This window comes from Frigoribacterium sp. CF331 (genome assembly GCF_057787905.1).
This window is the reverse complement of sequence record NZ_CM173545.1, coordinates 548,554-569,462: the sequence shown is the minus strand read 5'-3', so window position 1 is coordinate 569,462 and position 20,909 is coordinate 548,554. Positions and strand designations below refer to the sequence as shown.

At 73.1% G+C, this 20,909-nt stretch carries 20 protein-coding genes and 1 tRNA gene; 12 read left to right on the top strand and 9 right to left on the bottom strand.

Annotated elements, in window-relative coordinates:
- The first annotated feature begins 58 nt into the window (after nt 1-58).
- The gene (rph, locus tag AC3CCI_RS02625) at nt 59-805 is read left to right on the top strand and encodes a ribonuclease PH (protein WP_488628019.1); all 747 of its coding nucleotides are present in this window, start codon (nt 59-61) and stop codon (nt 803-805) included.
- Nucleotides 802-1,428, top strand: coding sequence for a non-canonical purine NTP pyrophosphatase (locus AC3CCI_RS02620; RefSeq protein ID WP_488628018.1), 627 nt, complete (start codon nt 802-804; stop codon nt 1,426-1,428). The genes rph and AC3CCI_RS02620 overlap by 4 nt, the downstream gene beginning before the upstream one ends.
- 52 nt (nt 1,429-1,480) lie before the next feature.
- On the opposite strand, the gene AC3CCI_RS02615 is transcribed toward AC3CCI_RS02620, so the two are convergent.
- The 3 genes from AC3CCI_RS02615 to AC3CCI_RS02605 form a co-directional block, all read right to left on the bottom strand.
- Entirely contained in the window at nt 1,481-2,188 is a 708-nt protein-coding gene (locus tag AC3CCI_RS02615) for a DedA family protein (protein ID WP_488628017.1), read from the bottom strand.
- Between the two features lie 52 nt (nt 2,189-2,240).
- A tRNA-Leu gene (locus tag AC3CCI_RS02610) sits at nt 2,241-2,322 on the bottom strand.
- 56 nt (nt 2,323-2,378) lie between these two features.
- Entirely contained in the window at nt 2,379-3,629 is a 1,251-nt protein-coding gene (locus AC3CCI_RS02605; protein ID WP_488628016.1) for an MFS transporter, read from the bottom strand.
- 39 nt (nt 3,630-3,668) lie between these two features.
- Here AC3CCI_RS02605 and mnmA point away from each other — a divergent pair, with 39 nt between their 5' ends.
- The 10 genes from mnmA to AC3CCI_RS02555 all read left to right on the top strand — a co-directional run bounded on the left by mnmA (nt 3,669) and on the right by AC3CCI_RS02555 (nt 15,349).
- Entirely contained in the window at nt 3,669-4,814 is a 1,146-nt protein-coding gene (gene mnmA / locus AC3CCI_RS02600; RefSeq protein ID WP_488628015.1) for a tRNA 2-thiouridine(34) synthase MnmA, read from the top strand.
- Nucleotides 4,815-4,825: 11 nt separating this feature from the next.
- Nucleotides 4,826-7,174, top strand: coding sequence for an NAD-dependent DNA ligase LigA (gene ligA, locus AC3CCI_RS02595; RefSeq protein WP_488628014.1), 2,349 nt, complete (start codon nt 4,826-4,828; stop codon nt 7,172-7,174).
- 105 nt (nt 7,175-7,279) lie between these two features.
- Entirely contained in the window at nt 7,280-8,737 is a 1,458-nt protein-coding gene (locus AC3CCI_RS02590; protein ID WP_488628013.1) for an alpha/beta hydrolase, read from the top strand.
- 122 nt (nt 8,738-8,859) lie between these two features.
- The gene (gatC, locus tag AC3CCI_RS02585) at nt 8,860-9,159 is read left to right on the top strand and encodes an Asp-tRNA(Asn)/Glu-tRNA(Gln) amidotransferase subunit GatC (protein ID WP_354593490.1); all 300 of its coding nucleotides are present in this window, start codon (nt 8,860-8,862) and stop codon (nt 9,157-9,159) included.
- 2 nt (nt 9,160-9,161) lie between these two features.
- Entirely contained in the window at nt 9,162-10,712 is a 1,551-nt protein-coding gene (gene gatA, locus AC3CCI_RS02580) for an Asp-tRNA(Asn)/Glu-tRNA(Gln) amidotransferase subunit GatA (RefSeq protein WP_354593489.1), read from the top strand.
- On the top strand, nt 10,712-12,211 hold the full coding sequence (gatB, locus tag AC3CCI_RS02575) for an Asp-tRNA(Asn)/Glu-tRNA(Gln) amidotransferase subunit GatB (RefSeq protein WP_488628012.1): 1,500 nt from the start codon (nt 10,712-10,714) through the stop codon (nt 12,209-12,211). Before gatA ends, gatB begins: the two co-directional genes overlap by 1 nt.
- A gap of 37 nt (nt 12,212-12,248) precedes the next feature.
- Nucleotides 12,249-13,022 carry a hypothetical protein gene (locus AC3CCI_RS02570; RefSeq protein WP_488628011.1) on the top strand — a complete coding sequence of 258 codons (774 nt, stop codon included), beginning with the start codon at nt 12,249-12,251 and terminating at the stop codon, nt 13,020-13,022.
- Complete coding sequence (locus AC3CCI_RS02565) at nt 13,015-13,851, top strand: DUF3097 domain-containing protein (RefSeq protein ID WP_488628010.1); 837 nt, start codon at nt 13,015-13,017, stop codon at nt 13,849-13,851. The genes AC3CCI_RS02570 and AC3CCI_RS02565 overlap by 8 nt, the downstream gene beginning before the upstream one ends.
- 132 nt (nt 13,852-13,983) lie before the next feature.
- The gene (locus tag AC3CCI_RS02560) at nt 13,984-14,871 is read left to right on the top strand and encodes a hypothetical protein (RefSeq protein ID WP_488628009.1); all 888 of its coding nucleotides are present in this window, start codon (nt 13,984-13,986) and stop codon (nt 14,869-14,871) included.
- A gap of 52 nt (nt 14,872-14,923) precedes the next feature.
- Nucleotides 14,924-15,349, top strand: coding sequence for a DUF3054 domain-containing protein (locus AC3CCI_RS02555; RefSeq protein WP_488628008.1), 426 nt, complete (start codon nt 14,924-14,926; stop codon nt 15,347-15,349).
- Nucleotides 15,350-15,371: 22 nt separating this feature from the next.
- On the opposite strand, the gene AC3CCI_RS02550 is transcribed toward AC3CCI_RS02555, so the two are convergent.
- From AC3CCI_RS02550 to AC3CCI_RS02525, 6 genes are all read right to left on the bottom strand, one after another.
- Nucleotides 15,372-15,695 carry a DUF7882 family protein gene (locus AC3CCI_RS02550; protein WP_354593483.1) on the bottom strand — a complete coding sequence of 108 codons (324 nt, stop codon included), beginning with the start codon at nt 15,693-15,695 and terminating at the stop codon, nt 15,372-15,374.
- Nucleotides 15,696-15,763: 68 nt separating this feature from the next.
- Complete coding sequence (locus AC3CCI_RS02545; RefSeq protein WP_488628007.1) at nt 15,764-17,266, bottom strand: AMP-binding protein; 1,503 nt, start codon at nt 17,264-17,266, stop codon at nt 15,764-15,766.
- Nucleotides 17,223-18,371 (bottom strand): MSMEG_0565 family glycosyltransferase, encoded by a 1,149-nt coding sequence (locus AC3CCI_RS02540; RefSeq protein WP_488628006.1) that lies wholly within the window; start codon nt 18,369-18,371, stop codon nt 17,223-17,225. Before AC3CCI_RS02540 ends, AC3CCI_RS02545 begins: the two co-directional genes overlap by 44 nt.
- Nucleotides 18,372-18,397: 26 nt before the next feature.
- Nucleotides 18,398-19,246, bottom strand: coding sequence for a carbon-nitrogen hydrolase family protein (locus tag AC3CCI_RS02535; protein WP_354593480.1), 849 nt, complete (start codon nt 19,244-19,246; stop codon nt 18,398-18,400).
- A 28-nt stretch (nt 19,247-19,274) separates the two neighbouring features.
- On the bottom strand, nt 19,275-20,540 hold the full coding sequence (locus tag AC3CCI_RS02530) for an MSMEG_0569 family flavin-dependent oxidoreductase (RefSeq protein ID WP_488628005.1): 1,266 nt from the start codon (nt 20,538-20,540) through the stop codon (nt 19,275-19,277).
- Between the two features lie 32 nt (nt 20,541-20,572).
- A complete protein-coding gene (locus AC3CCI_RS02525; RefSeq protein ID WP_488628650.1) occupies nt 20,573-20,908 on the bottom strand; it encodes an MSMEG_0570 family nitrogen starvation response protein in 336 nt (111 codons plus the stop codon).
- Nucleotide 20,909: the final 1 nt, after the last annotated feature.

The window sequence follows — 20,909 nt, the reverse complement described above, 5'->3', positions numbered from 1 at the left end:
GCCCCTCGGGGTCGTCGACCCGTCCGCCCATCGCCCCCCACCGCCGAGAGAAGGCACCATGACCGACACCACGAGCACGACCGTCCGCGCCGACGGGCGCAGCACCACCGACCTGCGACCCGTCACCATCGAGACGGGCTGGAGCGCCCACGCCGAGGGCAGCGCCCTCATCACGTTCGGCGGCACGAAGGTGCTCTGCACCGCCTCGTTCACGAACGGCGTGCCCCGCTGGCTGACCGGCAAGGGCAAGGGCTGGGTCACGGCCGAGTACGCGATGCTGCCCCGGGCCACCAACTCGCGCAACGACCGGGAGAGCGTCAAGGGCAAGATCGGCGGTCGCACGCACGAGATCTCGCGCCTGATCGGGCGCAGCCTGCGGGCCGTGGTCGACACGAAGGCCCTCGGCGAGAACACGATCGTGCTCGACTGCGACGTCCTGCAGGCCGACGGCGGGACCCGCACCGCCGCCATCACGGGCGCCTACGTCGCCCTGGCCCAGGCGATCGAGTGGGGTCGCGAGAAGAAGTTCCTGGGACAGAAGGCCACGCCGCTGACCGACAGCGTCTCGGCCGTGTCGGTCGGCATCATCGACGGCGAGCCGATGCTCGACCTGGCCTACGTCGAGGACGTCCGTGCCGAGACCGACATGAACGTGGTCGTCACCGGCAGCGGCTCGTTCGTCGAGGTGCAGGGCACCGCCGAGGGGGCGCCGTTCGACCGCCGTGAGCTCGACTCGCTGCTCGACCTCGCCGTGTCCGGTGCCGTCGACCTGAGCCGCTTCCAGCGCGAGGCCCTCGGCCGATGACCCGGGTCGTCATCGCGACGCACAACCAGGGCAAGGTCGCCGAGCTGCGGTCGCTGCTCGCCGAGACGGCCCCGGGCGTCGAGCTCGTCGCCTACGACGGCCCCGAGCCGGTCGAGGACGGCGAGACGTTCGCGGCCAACGCGCTGATCAAGGCCCGCGCGGCCGCACGGCACACGGGCCTGCCGGCGCTGGCGGACGACAGCGGCATCTCGGCGGCGGCCCTCGGCGGGGCCCCGGGCATCCACTCGGCCCGTTACGCCGGCACGCGCGACGCGGACGACAACATCGACAAGCTGCTCGCCGAACTCGACGGGGCCGGCGACCGGTCGGCGTGGTTCTCGTGCGTCGCGGCCCTCGTCGTGCCCCCGCCCGCCGGCGCCGAGGGCCCCGACGGTCGGCCCGAGGCGAGCGGGTGGGACGAACACGTCGAGCACGGCGAATGGCACGGCGAGATCCTGGAGGCGCGGGTCGGCTCGAACGGTCACGGGTACGACCCCGTGTTCCGGCCCGAGGGCGAGCGCCGCAGCGCGGCCGAGCTCACGACCGACGAGAAGAACGCGGTCAGCCACCGTTCGCGGGCGTTCCGGGCGATCGCGCCCCGGGTGGCCGCGCTCGCGGACTGAGGCGACCCGCGCCTCCTGCGGGCCGTGGCGTCGGGTCGACGGGGCGGGAGGGTCAGGCGTCGTGGGGGGCGGACGAGACGTGGGGCGTCTCGACCTCGCCCGACTGCTCGGCCTTCTTGGCCTGGTGCACCCCGTGGAGGTAGTGGATCGCGATCGGGATCACCGTCGCCAGGACGGCACCGAGCAGGATGAGGTCGATGTACGAGCTGACGAAGTCGGCGACGGGCGGGATGTGCCCGATGCCGAAGCCCGCCAGGGTGATGCCCATGCCCCAGACGACGGCACCGATGGCGTTGAAGAGCGAGTACCGCCGGTAGCTCATGTGCCCGACCCCGGCCATGATCGGGGCGAAGGTGCGGACGACGGGCACGAAGCGGGCGATGATGACCGCCATCGGGCCGAAGCGCTCGAAGAACGCGTTCGTGCGGTTGACGTTGGCGACGCTGAAGAGCCCGCTCTGCTTCCGTTCGAAGATGCGGGGCCCGACCTTGTGGCCGATCAGGTAGCCGAGCTCGCCACCGGCGAACGCGGCGATGCTGATGAGGATCGCGATCAGCCAGATCGGCATGCCGAGGGCACCGGGGTTCGTGGCCGCGAGGATGCCCGTGATGATCAGTAGCGTGTCGCCCGGGAACAGGAAGCCGACGAGCAGACCCGTCTCGGCGAACACGAGCAGGCAGACGCCGAGGACGGCCCAGGGGCCGAAGGCCGAGAGCAGGTACTCGGGGTTCAGCCAGGGGATGGAGACGAGGGGCAGCATCGGGTGTTCTCCGGTCGTGGTCGCCGGCGTGCCGGGGCCCTCTGATGGGTCGTGCGGGAGAAGGGACTTGAACCCTCACGCTCGAAAGCACAGGAACCTAAATCCTGCGTGTCTGCCAATTCCACCACTCCCGCGGCAGGACCGAGTGTACCGACGCCGGCCCCGGGCCGGAACGACGGACGTGGAGGCGCTAGCGCTTCGCGCGGGGGACGTGCGGTGAGTACCGCGGCACGTAGCGCACGAGGATCGCGGCACCGACGAGGCCGAGGACGCCCATCACCCCGCTGGCGATCGAGATCGACACGAGCGCCGTCACGCCCGAGATGAGCAGGGGCGCCGCCGCGCTGCCCGCGTCGCCCGTGAACCGCCAGGCGCCGAGGAAGGGGGCGGGGTCGCCCTCGTCGGCCAGGTCGGCGCCGAGCGTCATGAGGATGCCGCTGCCGACGCCGTTGGCGAGCGACATGAGGATCGCCACCGCGACGAACCAGCCGACCTTCGCGTCGAGGTCGTGCGTGACCGACAGGGCGAGGTACGACAGGCCCAGCCCGACCATGCAGGGCACGGCGCTCCAGAGGCGTCCGAAGCGGTCCATGATCTGGCCGCTCGTGTAGAACAGCGCGAAGTCGACCGCCCCCGCGATGCCGATGATGATCGCGGTCTCGGAGGCGCCGAGGCCGATGCTGACGGCCCAGAGCGGCAGCATCACCTGGCGACCGGACCGCATGGCGCCGATCAGGGCCGCGCCGCTGCCGAGCTTGACCAGGACGCCGCGGTGACGCCAGAGGGTGCCGAAGAGCCCCTGCGCCTCCTTCGCGACGAGCTCGGCGCCGTCGTCGGTGCCCCGGCCCGGTCGGACGCCGAACGCGGCCGACGGGTCGCGCAGCACCAGCAGGGCGATCGCGGCGCCGAGGCAGCCGACGATGTGGACGACGAAGGCCGACTGGACCGACCCCGTCAGCTCGATGACCCCCGCCGACAGGAACGGGCCGACGAAGTAGCCGAGCCGGAACACGCCGCCGAGGCTCGACAGGGCCCTGGCGCGGATCTCGATCGGGACGAAGCTCGTCATGAAGGCGTGCCGCGCCAGGGCGAACACGGCCGTCGCGAGGCCGATGACGAGGACGCCGACCGCGAGGACGATCTCGTTCGGCGCCAGCATGCAGGTGACGAGGCCGCCGATGCTGACCAGCGAGGCGCCGATCATCGCGGTGCGCTCGCCGATGCGGCTGACCAGCCAGCCGCTCGGGATGTCGCCGATCAGCTCGCCGACCAGGATGAGCGCGGCGACGAAGCCGGCGAACGGCAACGACGCCCCGAGCTCGCTCGCCACGACGGGGATGATCGGGATGATCGCGCCCTCGCCGATGGCGAACAGGGCGGCGGGCAGGAACGCCGCGAGGGCCACCGACCGCATGCTGAAGGCGGGGGAGGAAGAAGACATGTCGCTCGCCACCCTAGGCCCGCTGCGTACACTTGTCGGATGAAGGTCTTGGCAGCGATGAGTGGTGGCGTCGACTCGGCGGTCGCCGCAGCGAGGGCGGTCGAGGCCGGCCACGACGTGGTGGGGGTCCACCTGGCCCTCAGCCGGATGCCCGGCACGCTCCGCACGGGCAGCCGTGGCTGCTGCACCGTCGAGGACTCGATGGACGCCCAGCGCGCGGCCAACAAGATCGGCATCCCGTACTACGTGTGGGACTTCTCCGAGCGCTTCAAGCTCGACGTCGTCGACGACTTCGTCGCCGAGTACAGCGCCGGTCGCACGCCCAACCCGTGCATGCGCTGCAACGAGCGCATCAAGTTCGCGGCACTGCTCGAGAAGGCCCTCGCGCTCGGCTTCGACGCGGTGTGCACCGGGCACTACGCGACCATCGTCACGGACGACCAGGGCCACCGTGAACTGCACCGCGCCTCCGCGTGGGCCAAGGACCAGTCGTACGTGCTGGGCGTGCTCACCGCCGAGCAGCTCGCCCACTCGATGTTCCCCCTCGGGGCGACGCCGTCCAAGGCCGAGGTGCGGGCCGAGGCGGCCGAGCGCGGCTTCAGCGTGGCGTCGAAGCCCGACAGCCACGACATCTGCTTCATCCCGGACGGCGACACCCGGGGCTGGCTGGCCGAGCGCGTCGGCGCCGAGACGGGCGAGATCCTCGACCGCAGCGGCACCGTCGTCGGATCGCACGAGGGCGCCCACGCGTTCACCGTCGGCCAGCGCAAGGGGTTGAACATCGGGTTCCCGTCGGACGACGGCAAGCCGCGCTTCGTGCTCGAGGTGCGGCCCGTCGACAACACCGTCGTCGTCGGGCCGAAGGAGGCCCTCGACATCGCCGAGATCGCCGGCGGTTCGTACACCTGGGCGGGGCGGGCACCCGCCGATCCCACGACGGCGTTCGACTGCGACGTGCAGATCCGCGCCCACGCCGACCCGGTGCCCGCGGTCGCGCGGGTGTCGGTGGTCGAGGGTAGGAAAGAACTCGTGATCACACCTCGCGAACCCCTCAACGGCGTCGCCCCCGGGCAGACCGCCGTCGTCTACGTCGGCACCCGGGTGCTCGGCCAGTGCACCATCGACCGCACGGTCTCGGCCGTGCCGGTCCCCGCCGCTCCGGTTCGTGCCGGCGCGTCCGTCTGAGCCGACCGACGATGAGCGACACCGGAACCGAGGGCGCACCCGAGGCGGCGGTCGAGGTCGACGGCGTGCCCGTCGACCTGGCCGAGGCCCGCGACGAGGCCGAACGGCTGACCACCCGAATCCTCGAGCTGCGCGACCAGTACTACGAGGGCAACGGCTCGACCGTCGCCGACGCGGACTACGACGCCCTCGTCCGGCGCCTCGACGCCCTCGAGCGCACCCACCCCGAGCTGCAGAAGCCCGACAGCCCGACGCAGACCGTCGGCGGGCGGGCCGAGACGACGCAGTTCGCACCGGTCGAGCACGCCGAGCGCATGCTCAGCCTCGACAACGTGTTCAGCGACGACGAGCTCGCCGAGTGGGCCGGCAAGGTGCAGCGCGACGCGGGGGCCGAACGCGTGCGGTTCCTCACCGAGCTCAAGATCGACGGCCTGGCGATCAACCTCCGCTACGAAGACGGGGTGCTCGTCACGGCCGCCACCCGCGGCGACGGCGTCGTCGGTGAGGACGTCACCGGCAACGTGCTCGCCATGGGCACGATCCCCGAGCGGCTCGAGGGCACGGGCCACCCGCCGCTGGTCGAGGTCCGCGGTGAGATCTTCTTCCCGGTGAGCGAGTTCGACGAGCTCAACGCGCAGCAGCGCGAGGCAGGCGAACGCGTCTTCGCGAACCCCCGCAACGCCGCGGCCGGCTCGCTCCGTCAGAAGGAAGAGGGCAAGACGCCCGCCAAGCGTGACCTGATGCACGCGCGCCTCCGGCGGTTGCGCATGCTCGTGCACGGCATCGGCGCCTGGCCGGTGCGCGAGCTCGAGCGCGCCACCGAGGTGCGCTCGCAGTCCGAGGTCTACGACCTGCTGGGCCGGTGGGGCCTGCCGATCTCGACCCACCACCGCGTCTTCGACACGATCGGCGAGGTCGAGGCGTTCATCCACGACTACGGCGTCCGACGCTCGTCCGTCGAGCACCAGATCGACGGCATCGTGGTCAAGGTCGACGACCTGGCCCTGCACGAAGAACTCGGGGCCACGAGCCGGGCGCCGCGGTGGGCGACGGCGTTCAAGTACCCGCCGGAAGAGGTCAACACGACGCTGCTCGACATCGTCGTCAGCGTCGGTCGCACCGGGCGCGCCACGCCGTTCGCGGTGATGGAGAAGGTCGAGGTCGCCGGCAGCGAGGTGCGTCAGGCGACCCTGCACAACCAGCAGGTGGTCAAGGCCAAGGGCGTGCTGATCGGTGACACCGTCGTGCTGCGGAAGGCGGGCGACGTCATCCCCGAGGTCCTCGGCCCGGTCATCGAGCTGCGCGACGGTACCGAGCGCGAGTTCGTGATGCCCTCCGACTGTCCCGAGTGCGGCACTCCGCTGAAGCCCGCGAAAGAGGGCGACGTCGACCTGCGCTGCCCGAACGCCGAGAGCTGCCCCGCCCAGGTGCGCGGCCGCGTCGAACACATCGCCTCGCGAGGCTCGCTCGACGTCGAGGGGTTGGGCGAGGTCGCCGCGGCGGCCCTGACGCAACCCGTCGAGCCGGCCTCGCCGCCCCTCCGCACCGAGGCCGGCCTCTTCGGCCTCACCATGGCCGACATCTTCCCCGTGCGCGTCGTCGTGCGTGACGCCGAGACGGGCATGCAGAAGATCGAGGCCGACGGCCGGCCCAAGCTCGTGACGCCCTTCCGCCGGAAGCGTGCGAAGCGCGACGGCGACTTCGACCCGTCCTCGCCGGAGTTCTCGGGCGACGAGACCTCGGTGCCCTCGAAGACGGCGATCGAGATGCTCGCCAACCTCGAGAAGGCGAAGACCAGCCCGCTCTGGCGCATCCTCGTCGGGCTGAGCATCCGGCACGTCGGTCCGGTGGCCGCCCGGGCGCTCGCGAACCACTTCGGTTCGATCGACGCCATGCGGGCCGCCTCGCGGGACGACCTCGCGGCGGTCGACGGCGTGGGCGGCATCATCGCCGACGCCCTGCTCGCCTGGTTCGACGTCGACTGGCACGTCGAGATCATCGACCGCTGGGCGGCGGCGGGGGTCCAGTTCACGACCCCCGGCCACCCCGGCCCGGGTGCGGCCGAGGCCGCCGGCGGCGTGCTCTCGGGCGTGACCGTCGTCGCGACCGGCAGCCTCGAGGGCTTCACCCGAGAGGGCGCGCTCGAGGCGATCGTCGAGGCCGGCGGCAAGGCCGCGAGCAGCGTCAGCAAGAAGACCGACTTCGTGGCGGCCGGACCGGGCGCGGGGTCGAAGCTGACGAAAGCCGAACAACTCGGGGTACGGATCATCGACGCGGGTCAGTTCGCTGTCCTCCTTAAGGAGGGCCCGGCTGCTCTGGCTGACCCCCAGATGGGGGACGCCGACTCGTCGGATTCGTGATTTCCCTGGTCAGAGGGCACTTCTCCTTCCTAAGATGTGAGGACGTGTCGTTCTCGGGCTGTAGGGGGCCGGGGTACAGGCACGTGACGAGGGGGAAGACCCGACGTGCTGTTGCTCGCCGCAGCCATGCTCTCTGCCTCGGTGCACCTCGCCGGGGTGGCCGAGGCTCCGACCGTGCCCGCCGCACCGGTCTCGACGGACGTCCGTGTCGCGTCGGCGGTGCTCGTCGAGGCGCCCGTGCGGGTCGTCCCCGGGCCGGCGCCGGTGCGGGACGCGCCGGCCGAGCCCGAACTCGACGGGTGCCGGGCGCCCGAGGCGACCACCTTCTCGGCCGCGGCTTGCCTCGACCAGCTGGCCGGCGCCTCCTCGGCCGGGGTCGAACGGTACGCGTCGTCCCTCGACGACGACGGTGACGACGCGGCGTCGCTCGTGGCGGCCGTCGGCCGGCAGGTCTCGGCCCGGACCACGGCGACCTGGTGGGCCGGTCTCGACGACGGGCGGCGGACGCTGCTCGCGCAGGCCGCTCCCGGCGTCGTCGGCAACCTCGAGGGCGTGCCCTACGCGGTCCGCGACACCGCCAACCGCCAGTTCTTGCGTCACGCGACCGTCGCCGTCACGGCACGCCTCGGTTCCGACGTCGAGGAGCCGGACGACGCGCGCCGCCTCGCGATGCTGCAGCAGGTGCGGGCGACGCTCGACGGCGCCACGCACGACGTGCCCTTCGCCGGGACGTCCGACCGGCACCTGGTGGCCCTCGACACGGCGCTGCCGGGACGGGCGGCCGTCACCGTCGGCGACCTCGACACCGCCGACGACGTGAGCGTCCTCGTCCCGGGCATGCTCTTCACCGTGTCGGACCAGCTCGTGGACTGGACCAACACGGCGGGGGCCCTGCACGACGAGCAGGCCACCTGGGCGACGTTGCTCGGACGCGACGGCCCCGGGCCGGTGCCGACCGTGGCGGTCGTGGCGTGGATGGGCTACCAGACGCCCGACCTGACGAACTTCTACGACCTGCGCCTCGCCCAGCGGGGCGCGGCGCACCTCGAGGACGCCCTCGCCGGCTTGGACGCGACGCGTGCGGGCCATGCGCCGCGCGTGTCGGTGATGGCGCACTCGTACGGCTCGACGACGGCGACGATCGCCCTGTCGTCGGGACGGGTCTCGGTCGACTCGCTCGTGCTGCTGGGCTCGCCCGGCAGCGTCGTGCCCGACGCGGGGGGCCTCGCGGTGCGCGGCGACGACGTGTACGCCGCGGCCGGCAGCTTCGACCCCGTGGCCGGCAGCGGCTTCTTCGGCGCCGACCCGGCGACCGCGGCCTTCGGGGCGGTGGTGCTGCACCTGGGCGGCGGGGCCGACACCGTCACGGGACGCGCCCTCGCCGCGGCTCTCGGCCACAACGACTACTTCCGCGCCGGGACCGAGTCGATGCGCAGCCTCGCCCTGATCGGGTTGGGGCACGGCGACCTCGTCGACGGCCGTGCGGGCGACCCCGGCCAGGGTGGCCCCGAGGCGCCGACCCTGGCGTTGGTCCGGCCGCAGGACGTCTACTTCAGGGACTGACGGACCACGGGGCCGACGGCGCCGACGAGCGGTGCGCGCTGGCCCCGGGCACCGGTGCCGCCCCGTAGAATCGTCCGGTACCCCCGCCGCGGCACCCCCGCACGAGCACGTGAGAGAGAAGCATGTCCGAAATCACGCGTGAGCAGGTGCAGCACCTCGCCGGTCTCGCCCGCATCGCCCTCACCGAGGCCGAGATCGACACGATGACGAGCGAGCTCGGCCACATCGTCGACAGCGTCGCGAAGGTCCGAGAGGTCGCGACCGACGACGTCCCGGCGACCAGCCACCCGATCCCGCTCGTGAACGTGTTCCGGCCCGACGTCGTGGGCGAGACGCTCACGGCCGAACAGGCGCTGTCCGGCGCCCCCGACCACGACGGCTCGCGCTTCCGGGTGAGCGCGATCCTGGGAGAAGAGCAGTAGCCATGACCGACACCACCTCGCTCGTCCACCTGTCCGCCGCCGACCTGTCGACGCGCCTCGCGGCCGGCGACGTGTCGTCGGTCGACGTCACGCGCGCCCACCTCGACCGCATCGAGGCGGTCGACGGCGACGTCCACGCCTTCCTCCACGTCAGCGCCGCCGCCCTCGACACCGCCGCCGACGTCGACCGTCGACGCGCCGCGGGCGAGCCGCTGGGGCCGCTCGCCGGCGTCCCGATCGCCATCAAGGACGTCCTGTGCACGATCGACATGCCGTCGACCTCGGGCAGCAAGATCCTCGAGGGGTGGGTGCCGCCCTACGACGCGACCGTCGTCGCGAAGCTGCGCGCGGCCGATCTCGTGCCGCTCGGCAAGACCAACATGGACGAGTTCGCGATGGGCTCGTCGACCGAGTTCTCGGCGTACGGGCCGACGCACAACCCGTGGTCGCTCGACCGCATCCCCGGCGGGTCGGGCGGTGGGTCCGCGGCCGCCGTCGCCGCCTTCGAGGCACCCCTAGCGCTCGGCAGCGACACCGGTGGCTCGATCCGGCAGCCGGGTGCGGTCACGGGCACGGTGGGGGTCAAGCCGACCTACGGCTCGGTCAGCCGCTACGGCGCGATCGCGCTGGCGAGCTCGCTCGACCAGGTCGGCCCGGTCAGCCGCACCGTGCTCGACAGCGCGATGCTGCACGACGTCATCACGGGGCACGACCCCCGCGACTCGACCTCGCTGCGCGACGCCTGGCCGTCGTTCACCGAGGCGGCTCGGACGGGCCTGGCCGGCGGTGCCCTGCAGGGCGTCCGGGTGGGCGTCGTCCGCGAACTGAACGGCGAGGGCTTCCAGGCCGGCGTCAAGACCCGCTTCGCCGAGGCGCTCGAGCTGATGAGCGCCGCCGGCGCCGAGATCGTCGACATCTCGGCCCCGAGCTTCGAGCACGCGATCAGCGCCTACTACCTGATCCTCCCGGCCGAGGCCTCGAGCAACCTCGCCAAGTTCGACTCGGTGCGCTTCGGCCTGCGGGTCGTCCCCGAGGGCGGCGGCACCGTCGAGGACGTCATGGCCGCGACGCGCGAGGCCGGGTTCGGCCCCGAGGTCAAGCGCCGCATCATCCTCGGCACCTACGCCCTCAGCGCGGGGTACTACGACGCCTACTACGGCAGCGCCCAGAAGGTGCGGACCCTCGTGCAGCGCGACTTCGCGGCCGCCTTCGAGCAGGTCGACGTGCTGGTCTCGCCGTCCGCCCCCACGACGGCGTTCCCGCTCGGCGAGAAGATCGACGACCCGCTCGCGATGTACCTCAACGACATCACGACGATCCCCGCCAACCTCGCCGGCATCCCCGGCATCACCGTGCCGATGGGCCTCGCCGACGAAGACGGCCTGCCGACGGGCCTGCAGTTCATGGCGCCCGCCCGCGGCGACGCCCGCCTGTACACCTACGGCGCCGCCCTCGAGCAGCTGCTCGAGCAGGGCTGGGGCCACACGCTCATCTCGCGGGCGCCCGACCTGAGCGCCTCCGAGCAGACCGCCGCCACCGAGGGAGTCATCTGATGGCCAAGGCAGACCTGATGGACTACGACGAGGCCCTCGAGAAGTACGAGGTCGTCCTCGGCTTCGAGGTGCACGTCGAACTCGCGACCAAGACCAAGATGTTCTCGGACGCCCCGAACTTCTTCGGCGGCGAGCCCAACACCAACGTCACGCCGGTCGACCTGGGCCTGCCCGGCTCCCTGCCGGTGGTCAACGAACAGGCCGTGCGCTACTCGATCAGCCTCGGGCTGGCCCTGGGCTGCTCGATCGCCGAGAGCTCGCGGTTCGCACGCAAGAACTACTTCTACCCCGACAACCCCAAGAACTACCAGGTCAGCCAGTTCGACGAGCCGATCGCGTTCGAGGGCGAGGTCGAGGTCGAACTGCCGGACGGGACGATCTTCGCGATCCCGATCGAGCGTGCCCACATGGAAGAGGACGCGGGCAAGCTGACGCACGTCGGCGGGTCGACCGGGCGCATCCAGGGCGCCGACCACTCGCTCGTCGACTACAACCGTGCGGGCATCCCGCTCGTCGAGATCGTCACCAAGCCGATCATCGGCGCCGGCGCCAAGGGCCCCGAGCTCGGCGCGGCCTACGTGTCGACCATCCGCGACATCGTGCGGGCCCTGGGCGTCAGCGAGGCCCGCATGGAGCGCGGCAACCTGCGTTGCGACGCGAACGTCTCCCTGCGCCCGCACGGGCAAGAGAAGCTCGGCACCCGCACCGAGACCAAGAACGTCAACTCGTTCCGCTCGGTCGAGCGGGCGGTCCGCCACGAGATCCAGCGTCAGGCCGCCATCCTCGCGGCGGGCGGCACCATCACGCAAGAGACGCGCCACTGGCACGAGGACACCGGCCGGACCTCGGCGGGTCGGCCCAAGAGCGACGCGGACGACTACCGGTACTTCCCCGAGCCCGACCTGCTGCCCGTCGTCCCGCCCCGCGAGCTCGTCGAAGAACTGCGCCTGGCCCTGCCCGAGGCGCCGGTCGCCCAGCGCCGCCGGCTCAAGGCCGAGTGGGGCTTCGCCGACCTCGAGTTCCAGGACGTCGTCAACTCGGGGCTGCTGACCGAACTCGTCGAGACCGTCGGCGCCGGTGCCTCACCCCAGGCGGCGCGCAAGTGGTGGACCGGCGAGATCGCTCGCCTCGCCAACGCGCAGGGCGTCGAGGCGTCCAGCCTCGTGTCGCCGCTGCACGTGAGCGAGCTCATCGCCCTGGTCGAGGGCGGCGAGCTGACCGACCGGCTGGCCCGTCAGGTGCTCGAGGGCGTCGTCGCGGGCGAGGGCAGCCCGTCCGAGGTCGTCGAGGCCCGCGGCCTGAAGGTCGTCTCCGACGACGATGCGCTGATCGCCGCCATCGACGAGGCCCTGGCCGGCCAACCCGACGTGCTCGCGAAGATCCGTGACGGCAAGGTGCAGGCCGCCGGTGCCGTCATCGGTGCCGTGATGAAGGCCATGAAGGGCCAGGCGGACGCCGCACGCGTCCGCGAGCTGGTCCTCGAGCGGGCGCAGGCCTGACCGAGGTGACCACGGCCGCGGCAGGGCGTGGCGCACGATGAACCTCGTCGCGCGCCTCCGCCCCGCCCTGCCCGTGGCCGTCGCCCTGGCGGGCGTCCTCGCGGCCCTCGCCGTCGCCTCGCGCCTGCTGCCGCGCCGGGTGGTCCTGGTCCACCTCAGCGAGACGGGTGGGACGGCGTTCGCCGCGAGTCGCAGCGACCTCGGCCTGCTGGGACTGCTGCTCGTGGTCGGCATCGTGCTCGTCTGGCTCGTCGCGGCGGCCTTCCTCGCCGTGACGCCGGCCCGCCACCTGCTCGTGCCGCACGCCGCCTTCTGGAAGCAGCCCGCGAACCGGGCCGAGATGAGGCGCCGGTACGCGCGGTACCTCGCCGTGGCGACCAGCGCCTCTTTGTGGTTCGTGGCGGTGCTGTTCGTGCTGGCGATCGTGTCCCAAGAGGGCCCGCTCGCCGTGTGGTGGCTGCCCGCGGTGATCTCGACGGCCTACGTGCTGTTCGTCCTGGTCGGCCTGGTCTGGGTCCCCACGGCCGGGTTCACGCCGTCGTCGTCGGCGGGGGCCACCGCGCAGGCGCCTGCTCGCACGTCGGGCGGGACCGCCACGACGCCCGGCCCGCGGTCGAGGCCCGGTCCGGGGACGACGCCCGGTGCTCGTCCGGCGTCCGGGGCCTCACGACCGGCAGCCGTGCCCCCGGTGGCGAGCTCCACCCCGCGTCGAGGGCCCGGCGGGCCGACCGCGCCGTCCGGCGACGGTCCCCGCCAGGGTCCGCCCCGCCCCTACCAACCCCGACCCCGCTCAGGAGGCCCCCGTGGATGACGACCGGTACGGTGCCGACGTGCTCGCCGGTGACTGGAAGCGTTCGTCCAAGCCGGCTCCGACGCCGACCGACGCCGTGCGCGACCTCGTGGTCGAGGAGGCGCGGTCGGGCTTCACGGGCGCCATCGTGCGGGTCGAGGCCGGCACGGTCGAGCTCGAGGACTGGAAGGGCCGTGTCCGGGCCTTCCCGCTGACCGGTTCGTTCCTCATCGACGGTGCCGCCGTCGCCCTGCGGGTGCCGAGGGCGGCGCCGCAGGGGCGGGCGCGGACCGCGTCGGGGTCGTTCGCCGTCGAGGGTGCGAAGGCCCGGGTCGCCCGACAGAGCCGCATCTTCGTCGAGGGCCGTCACGACGCCGAGCTCGTCGAGAAGGTCTGGGGCTCCGACCTGCGCGTCGAGGGCGTCGTCGTCGAGTACCTCGAGGGCGTCGACCACCTGGCCGACGTGCTGCGCGACTTCCGGCCGGGGCCCGAGCGGCGCGTCGGCGTGCTCGTCGACCACCTCGTGCCGGGCTCGAAGGAGAGCCGCGTGGCGGAGGGCATCGCCCGCAGTCCGCTCGGGCCTCACGTGCTCGTGGTCGGGCACCCGTTCGTCGACGTCTGGCAGGCCGTCAAGCCGGCCCGTCTCGGCGTCGACGCCTGGCCCGTCGTGCCCCGCACGGTCGAGTGGAAGCACGGCGTCTGCGAGGCGATGGGCTGGCCGCACGACGACCAGGCCGACATCGCGCGGGCCTGGCAGCACATCCTGTCGCGGGTGCGCAGCTACGCCGACCTCGAGCCGTCGGTGCTGGGGCGGGTCGAAGAACTGATCGACTTCGTCACGTCGGGCTGACCCGGGTCTCGCCGGGGCGTCGTCCGCGGCGAGGACGACCCGTGCGCCCTCGGGCCCCGAGAACGCCTCCGTCGCCGCGAATCGCCCGGGCGTGTCGGCACGGCGGCCCGGTTTCGCCCTAGATTCGACCTCATGGCCGAGCAGATCGAGGGACGTGTCAGCTCGGCCGTGGACGCGTGGCTGCGGTGGCTGCCGCGGTGGCACGTCGGCACCGCCCGCGGGCGGACCCGACCGTGCCGGGTGTGCCTCGGCTCGCCCGTCGCCACCGCCGCCGGCTTCGACCACGACGTGCCGCACGCGGTCCAGCACGCGCTGCTGAACCGCCTGCGGCAGATCGTCGACGACGACGTCGACGAGTACACGGCCCGCAACCTGCCGCTGGTCACCCGCGAGCTGCGGCTCGCCGAGGCCCAGGAGGCGCGGGGCTACCGACCCGACCAGGGTCTCGATCCCGAGTTCCAGGGTCTCGACCTCGACCCCGAGCCCGAACCGGGCCAGCCGTTCCTCTTCACGCTCGCCGGCCTCGCGGGGGCACCCTCGGACGACGGCGTGGTCCCGCCCGACCCGATCGTCGCCGGCGCGGAGGGCCCTCGGGCGACGTCCCGGTCCGACCACGCCGACGCCGAGGCGCCGTTCGACCCGGACGACCTGGACGGCTGGCTCCTGCCCCCGGACTCTCCGGCGTCGCCCGTGACGCCCGAGTCGGGTTCGATCGCACCCGGACCGGCCGCCGACGAGCCCTCGGGGCGTCCGGGGGAGCGGGCCGACGCCGGGTCCGACGCACGGCCGAAGGCCGAGCCCGCGGCCGAGACCGAGTACTCGGACGAGGCCAAGGCCGCCCTGCGACGCGAGCTGACCCTGGCCGGCGACCACGCCGAAGCCGTCGGCACCAGTCTGTGCCTGGCCCTCGTCGAGCACCGTCCGCGCATCGCCGAGGCCATCGACCGTCTGGTGGTCCCACAGGTCGACGAACTCCTGGCAGAGTTGTCGCGCGCACTCGAGCAGCCGCGGTCCCGCTGAGGCGGGCGTCCGCCGGGCGGCCCCGGGTGCCGACGCCCCGAGAGGACCCGACATGACCCGCCAGACCCCGAGCCCCGCTCCGAGCCCTGGTCCGGCCCGCCGAGCGCCGGCCGCCCCGGCCTGGTGGCCGGTCGTCGTCGACCTCGTCGTCGTGCTGGCCTTCGTCGTGATCGGGCGTCGCAGTCACGCGGAGGGGCTCGACCTGCCCGGCCTGCTCGGCACGCTGTGGCCGTTCGTCGTCGGCGCGGTCGTCGGCTGGGCGAGCGTGACCGGCGTCCGCTGGCCGCTGGCCGACCTGCGCTCGGGTGCGGTCGTCTGGGTGTCGACCGCGGTGATCGGGGTGCTGCTGCGGGTGGTCGCAGGTCAAGGGGTGCAGCTCAGCTTCGTGATCGTCACGATCGTGGTGCTCGGTGTCTTCGTCGTGGGCTGGCGGGCCGTCGTCGCCCTGGTGCGACGGATGCGGGCACGTCGGGGCTGAGCCCGCCCCGGACCCGGGCGGATCAGCGGCGCTTGGCGCTGTTGTCGAGGCTGGGTTCGTCGGTCAGCACGAGGCCGGACGAGCTGTTCGACGAGGCCGTCAGCTCGGTGAGCCAGTCCCGGTTGATCGAGGGCACGCGTCCGCCCGAGTACTTGAAGTAGAGCGGGATGCCCGCGTCGAGCCAGATGCTGCTGCGGCCGTCACCGACCTTCTGCGTGTCGCGCCACGAGAAGAAGAACGACTCACGACGACGCAGCTTGGTGGCGATGACGATCTGGAGGTGTTCGAGCACGCGGTCCTCGAACTCGACCTCGATGCCCGACGTGCCGTAGATGAGCGATCCCATGGGGGTCCTGTTTCGTGTGGGTGTCCGATGCCGACGACGAGGCCGACTCAGGTCAATGTACCGTGCGATCAGGCATTCCCCGACCCGGGGTGTGGCGACGGGTCCTCGCCGGGTGGGACGGCCGTCGCCAGGGCGGCCCACGCCCGGCGTCGAGTCTTGCCGGTGTCGCCGCGCACGGGGTCGTGGACCACGCGCACCGAGGCCGGCCGTCGCGACGCGTCGAGTCGGTCGCGGGCCCAGGCCACGACGTCGTCGGGGTCGACGGCGGCCCCGTCGACGTCGACCACGGCCTCGATGCGCTGTCCGAGGTCGTCGTCCGCGACCCCGAACGCGACGGCGCTGCGGACGGCCGGATGCGACTCCAGCACCCGCTCCACCTCGGCCGGGTGCACGTTGACGCCTCCGCGGAGGATGACGTCGTCGGCCCGGTCCACGACGACGAGGTACCCGTCGGCGTCCAGGTGGCCGAGGTCGCCGAGGGTGTCCCACCCGTCCGCCGTGCGCGCCGAGCGGCCCCCGAGGTAGCGGTAGGTGGGGTCGCCCCCGCGGTGCAGCCAGACGTGGCCGACCTCACCCGGCGGCAGGTCGACGCCCGCGGGCGACCGCACGGCCACCCGCGTGCCGTCGGTCGGCCGACCGACGCTGCCCGGGTGCTCGAGCCAGTCGTCGCCGCGGATGGTCAGCACGCCGTTCGACTCGCTGCCGGCGTAGACCTCGACCACCCGTTCGGGCCCGACCCACTCGAGGAAGCGCCGCTTGAGCCCGGGGGCGCACGGGGCGCCGAGGTGGACGACGGTCTCGAGGGACGACAGGTCGGCCGCGGACCGTTCCGCCTCGGGCAGGCGAAGCAGTCGGTGCATCATGGTCGGCACGAGCATCGTCCAGGTGACGCGGTGGTCGGCGATCGCCCGGAGCACGCGCCGCTCGTCGAAGCGGGGCAGCAGCACGAGCTCGTGACCCGTCAGCAGGCCGCGGAAGGCGTACGTGAAGACGGCCGAATGGGTCAGGGGCCCGGTGACGAGCTGCACCTGCTCGCGGGGCAGGAACGACGTCACGGGCAGGTCGGGATCGAGCAGGGCCGGCGCGGTGGCCAGGACGATCTTGGGGCGGCCGGTCGAGCCCGACGAGGCCGGCGCCTTCCAGCTCGTGGCCCAGGCGTCGGGCAGGGGCGCCGCCGGGTCGGCGTCGACGACCGGCGGGGGCGTCCAGGCCTCCGGCAGCCAAGGGACGTCGGCCGACGCCGACCGGACGCCGACCACGAGGGCCGGGCGTGCCAGCGACTCCAGCTCGGCCCGTTCGTCGTCGTCGAGCCCGCCGGGGACCGGGTGCGGCGTGGCGCCGCACTTCCAGACGGCCGCGCAGACGACGATCATCTCGAGCGTGTTCGGCAACGAGACCGTCACGAGCGAGTCCCGTCGCACGCCGAGGTCCAGGTAGGCGCGGGCCAGGACCCGGGAGGCGCGGTCCAGTTCGCCCGCCGTCAGCGTCCCCGTGTCGTCGCGGGCCACCACGCGGTCCGGGTCGGCGTCAGCGAGACCCGTGACGATGCGCGAGATCGACTGCCTGACCATGGTCGCCCTCCTCTCCGACGGCGGCGTAGAAGCGTTCGTGCAGCCGGGCGACGTCGTCCCAGTCGTGCGACGCGGCGAGGGTGCGACCGGCACCGGCCGGGGGACCGGAGCCGTCCAGGGCCGCGACCAGCGCCTCCTCGATCGACGGGACGTCGGTCGCGTAGGCGACCGTGCCGCCGAAGACCTCGCGCAGGACGGGCAGGTCGCGGGCGACGACGGGCACGCCCGCCGCGAGGGCCTCCATCGCGGCGAGTCCGAAGCCCTCCTTCGTCGACACGAAGGCGAGCGCCCCGGCCGCCGCGACGAGCGAGGGCAGCTCGTCGTCGTCGACCACCCCGAGCAGCACCGGGTCGAGGCCGAGCTCGGCGACGCGGGCGTCGACGGCGGCCCGGTACTCCCGGTAGTCGAACAGGGTCTCGCCGCCACCGAAGACGAGGCGGACGTCGGGCCGGCCACGTCGCAACCGGGCGTACGCCTCGACGAGGTCGAGGCTGCCCTTGCGGGGTTCGATGCCCCCGAGGGCCAGCACGTACCGGCCGAGTCGTCCGTGCCACCGTTCGCGGGCGGCTGCTCCCGCGGGCCCCGAGGCGGCGGCGAAGCGGGCCGAGTCGACGCCGTTGGGGATCACCGTGGGAGTCAGCCCCCACCCGGCCTCGACGTCGGCGGCGACGGCGGTCGAGACGCAGAGGCGGGCGAGGGGCCGGCGGACGGCCTCGTCGTGGCAACGCACGAGCTGGGGTGTCGTGAACTCGTCGAGGTGGTGGATCGTCCGGACGCACGGGCCGACGGCGTTCGCCGAGATGCAGTCCTGGGCGTGCACCACGTCGTACGGCTCGTCCTCGCGAGCGCGGGCGAAGGCGGCACGCATGGTCTCGATCGACCGCTGGATGCGGTCGCCGACCGACTCGTCGTCGCGTGCCTCGAACGGCACGACCCTGATCGAGACCGCGGCGTCGACCCGGCGGAAGAACGCCTGGTCACCGCCTCGCCCGAGGGTCCACACCGTCACGTCGTGGCCCCGTCGGGCGAGGGCCTCGGACAGCGCGAGCGCGTGCACGACGCCGCCCCGCGGTTTCGTCGAGTAGGTGACCTGGGCGATGCGCACGGAGCTCCTCGGGGTCGTGGGCCGGATCAGCGGGGGTCGACGGCGTACGTGCTCGGTGCGCGCTGCCGCAGGTGGTCCATCGTCCGGCGGGCCCGGGAGACGTCGCCGGTCACGTCGGCCGTGGCGACGGCGAGACCGCCCTTCGCCCACGTCTTGGCGACGATCTCGCCGGCCGGGTCGACGACCTTGGCCTGGCCGAGGAACCGCAGGCCGCCCAGCACCCCCGTCTGGTTCGACGAGACGAGGTAGAGCTGGTTCTCGGCTGCCCGGGCGCAGTCGTACAGGTCGAACAGGTGGGCCTGCCGGTCGTTGCGCAGGCGGTCGGAGCGATCGGTGACGCTGGCCGGCCACGCGCTGAGGCAGGCGAGGATCTCGGCACCGCCGAGGGCGAGGGTCCGCGACGACTCGGGGAAGGTCTTGTCGAAGTCGATCATCATGCCCAGCCGACCGACGGGGGTGTCGAAGGGCTCGAAGGAGGACCCCGCGCGGTAGGCCTCCGACTCGCCGAGCGGCAGGTGCACCTTGCGGTGCGTGCCGAGGACGCGGCCACCCTGGACGCACACGGCGCTGTTGTAGCGCACCTCCGCGCCGTCGGCGAGCTCCCGTTCCGCGACGCCGAAGCAGACGGTCATGTCCCCGGCCAGTTCGGCCACGGCACGGACCTCGGGCCCGTCCATCTCGACCGCGGGCGGCAACGCCTCGGGCCCGGGGTGCACGAGGTCGAGCAGGTACCCGCCGACGGTCGCGTCGGGCAGCACGAGCAGGTCGACGCCGCGCTCGCGGGCCTGTCCGATCATGCCGGGCAGCTTCGCGAGGGTGCGCTCGACGTCGCGACCGAAGTGGGCGGCGACGGCACCCATCGTGATCTCGGCCATGGGCACAGGCTAGCCCGGCACCGCCGGGTCACCGGACGACGGCGTCCTCGGGCACCGCACCGTCGAGCACGGGTGGGTGTCCCGCCCGTGCGGCGATGCCGTCGGCCACGTGCTCGGCGTCCCGGGCGATCGCCTCGAACCGGCCGGAACCCCAGGTGTGGAGCCAGGGCAGCCCGAGGAAGTACAACCCCGGCGACGTGGTCGTCCCCCGCTGGTGGGTGGGGTGACCGGCTCCGTCGAAGACCCCGACCTGCACCCACGAGTAGTCGCTGCGGAACCCTGCCGACCACACGATGCTCGTGATGCCCGACCCGCGCAGGTCGAGTTCGGTGACCTCGGCCTCGGGCCGCCAGACGGGCACGTACCGCGGTTCCGTCGGAGCGTCGACGCCGGTCCGGTCGATGTGGCGGTCGATGTCGTCCTTGATGGACTCCATCACCGAGTCGGCGTGGTCGAGCGAGGCCTCGGCCGTGGGGCTGAAGGTCAGGCTCGTGCCGTCCGCCCCGGTGAGCCGGCCGTAGAGCCGCATGCCCTGGAGGGCGAAGGCGCGCAGGTCGATGTCGCGGCCGCCGTCACGGCCGGTCATGTAGTGGTTCGTCGACTCGCGCTTCGTCAGCCCGCCGACCTGGGCGTGCACCGGCACGTCGTAGACGCCCATGTCGCTCAGCCAGGCGATGCAGTCGCGGCCGCGGTAGGACCGGGCGCAGCGCGGGGCCGAGCCCAGGGCGAGGTGGACGCGACGGCCGGCGAGGTGCAGGTCCTCGGCGATCTGGGCGCCCGACTGGCCGGAGCCCACCACGAGCACGTCGCCGTCGGGCAGGGCGTCGGGTGACCGGTAGTCGGCGGAGTGCAGCTGGACGACGTCCGCCGAGACCCCGGCGGCCACGGCGGGCAGCACGGGGCGGTGGTACCCGCCGGTGGCGACGACGACCTGGTCGGCGAACAGGGTGCCCTGGTCGGTCACCACCTCGTAGCCGCCCGAGACCGCGTCGCGCAACCGCGTCACGAGCACGCCCTCGACGACGGGGGCGTGGGACTCGTCGGCGTACCGACGGAGCCAGGCGTGCACCTCGTCGCGGCGCATGAACCCGTGCGGGTCGTCGCCGTCGTACGCCTGGCCGGGCAGCACGCACTGCCAGTTCGGCGTCACCAGGGTGAAGGCGTCCCAACGGCGGTCGAGCCAGTCGTGCGCGACCGTGTCGCGCTCGAGCACGACGTGGTCGACGCCCCGCCGGGTGAGGTGCCAGCTGACCGACAGGCCCGCCTGTCCGCCGCCGACGACGGCCACGGACACGTGCGTCCCGTCGACGACGCGGCGCGGCGCCGTCACGAGGCGGCCCCCGTCGAGGCGTCGGACGCAGGAGGCGCGGGCGCGGTCGCGAGCGTCGGCAGCGGTGGGTGCATCTCGAGGACCCGCACCGCGCCTCCTCGGTGCGTCGCCGCCGTGGCGACGATCTCGGCCTCCTGCTGCATCGCGGACGTGCAGGCGAAGCCGTAGGCGGCGGAGACCCGCTCGCTCGCGAGCCGGAGGGCCGTCGTCGAGCGGTCGACGAACTCGGCGAGCGGGTACTCGGCGCCGGTGACGAGGTGGTCGTGCACCACGAGGCTGGGCGAGTAGCACGAGGTCTCGCTGCCGTCGGGCCAGCGCACCCGGAACGTCATC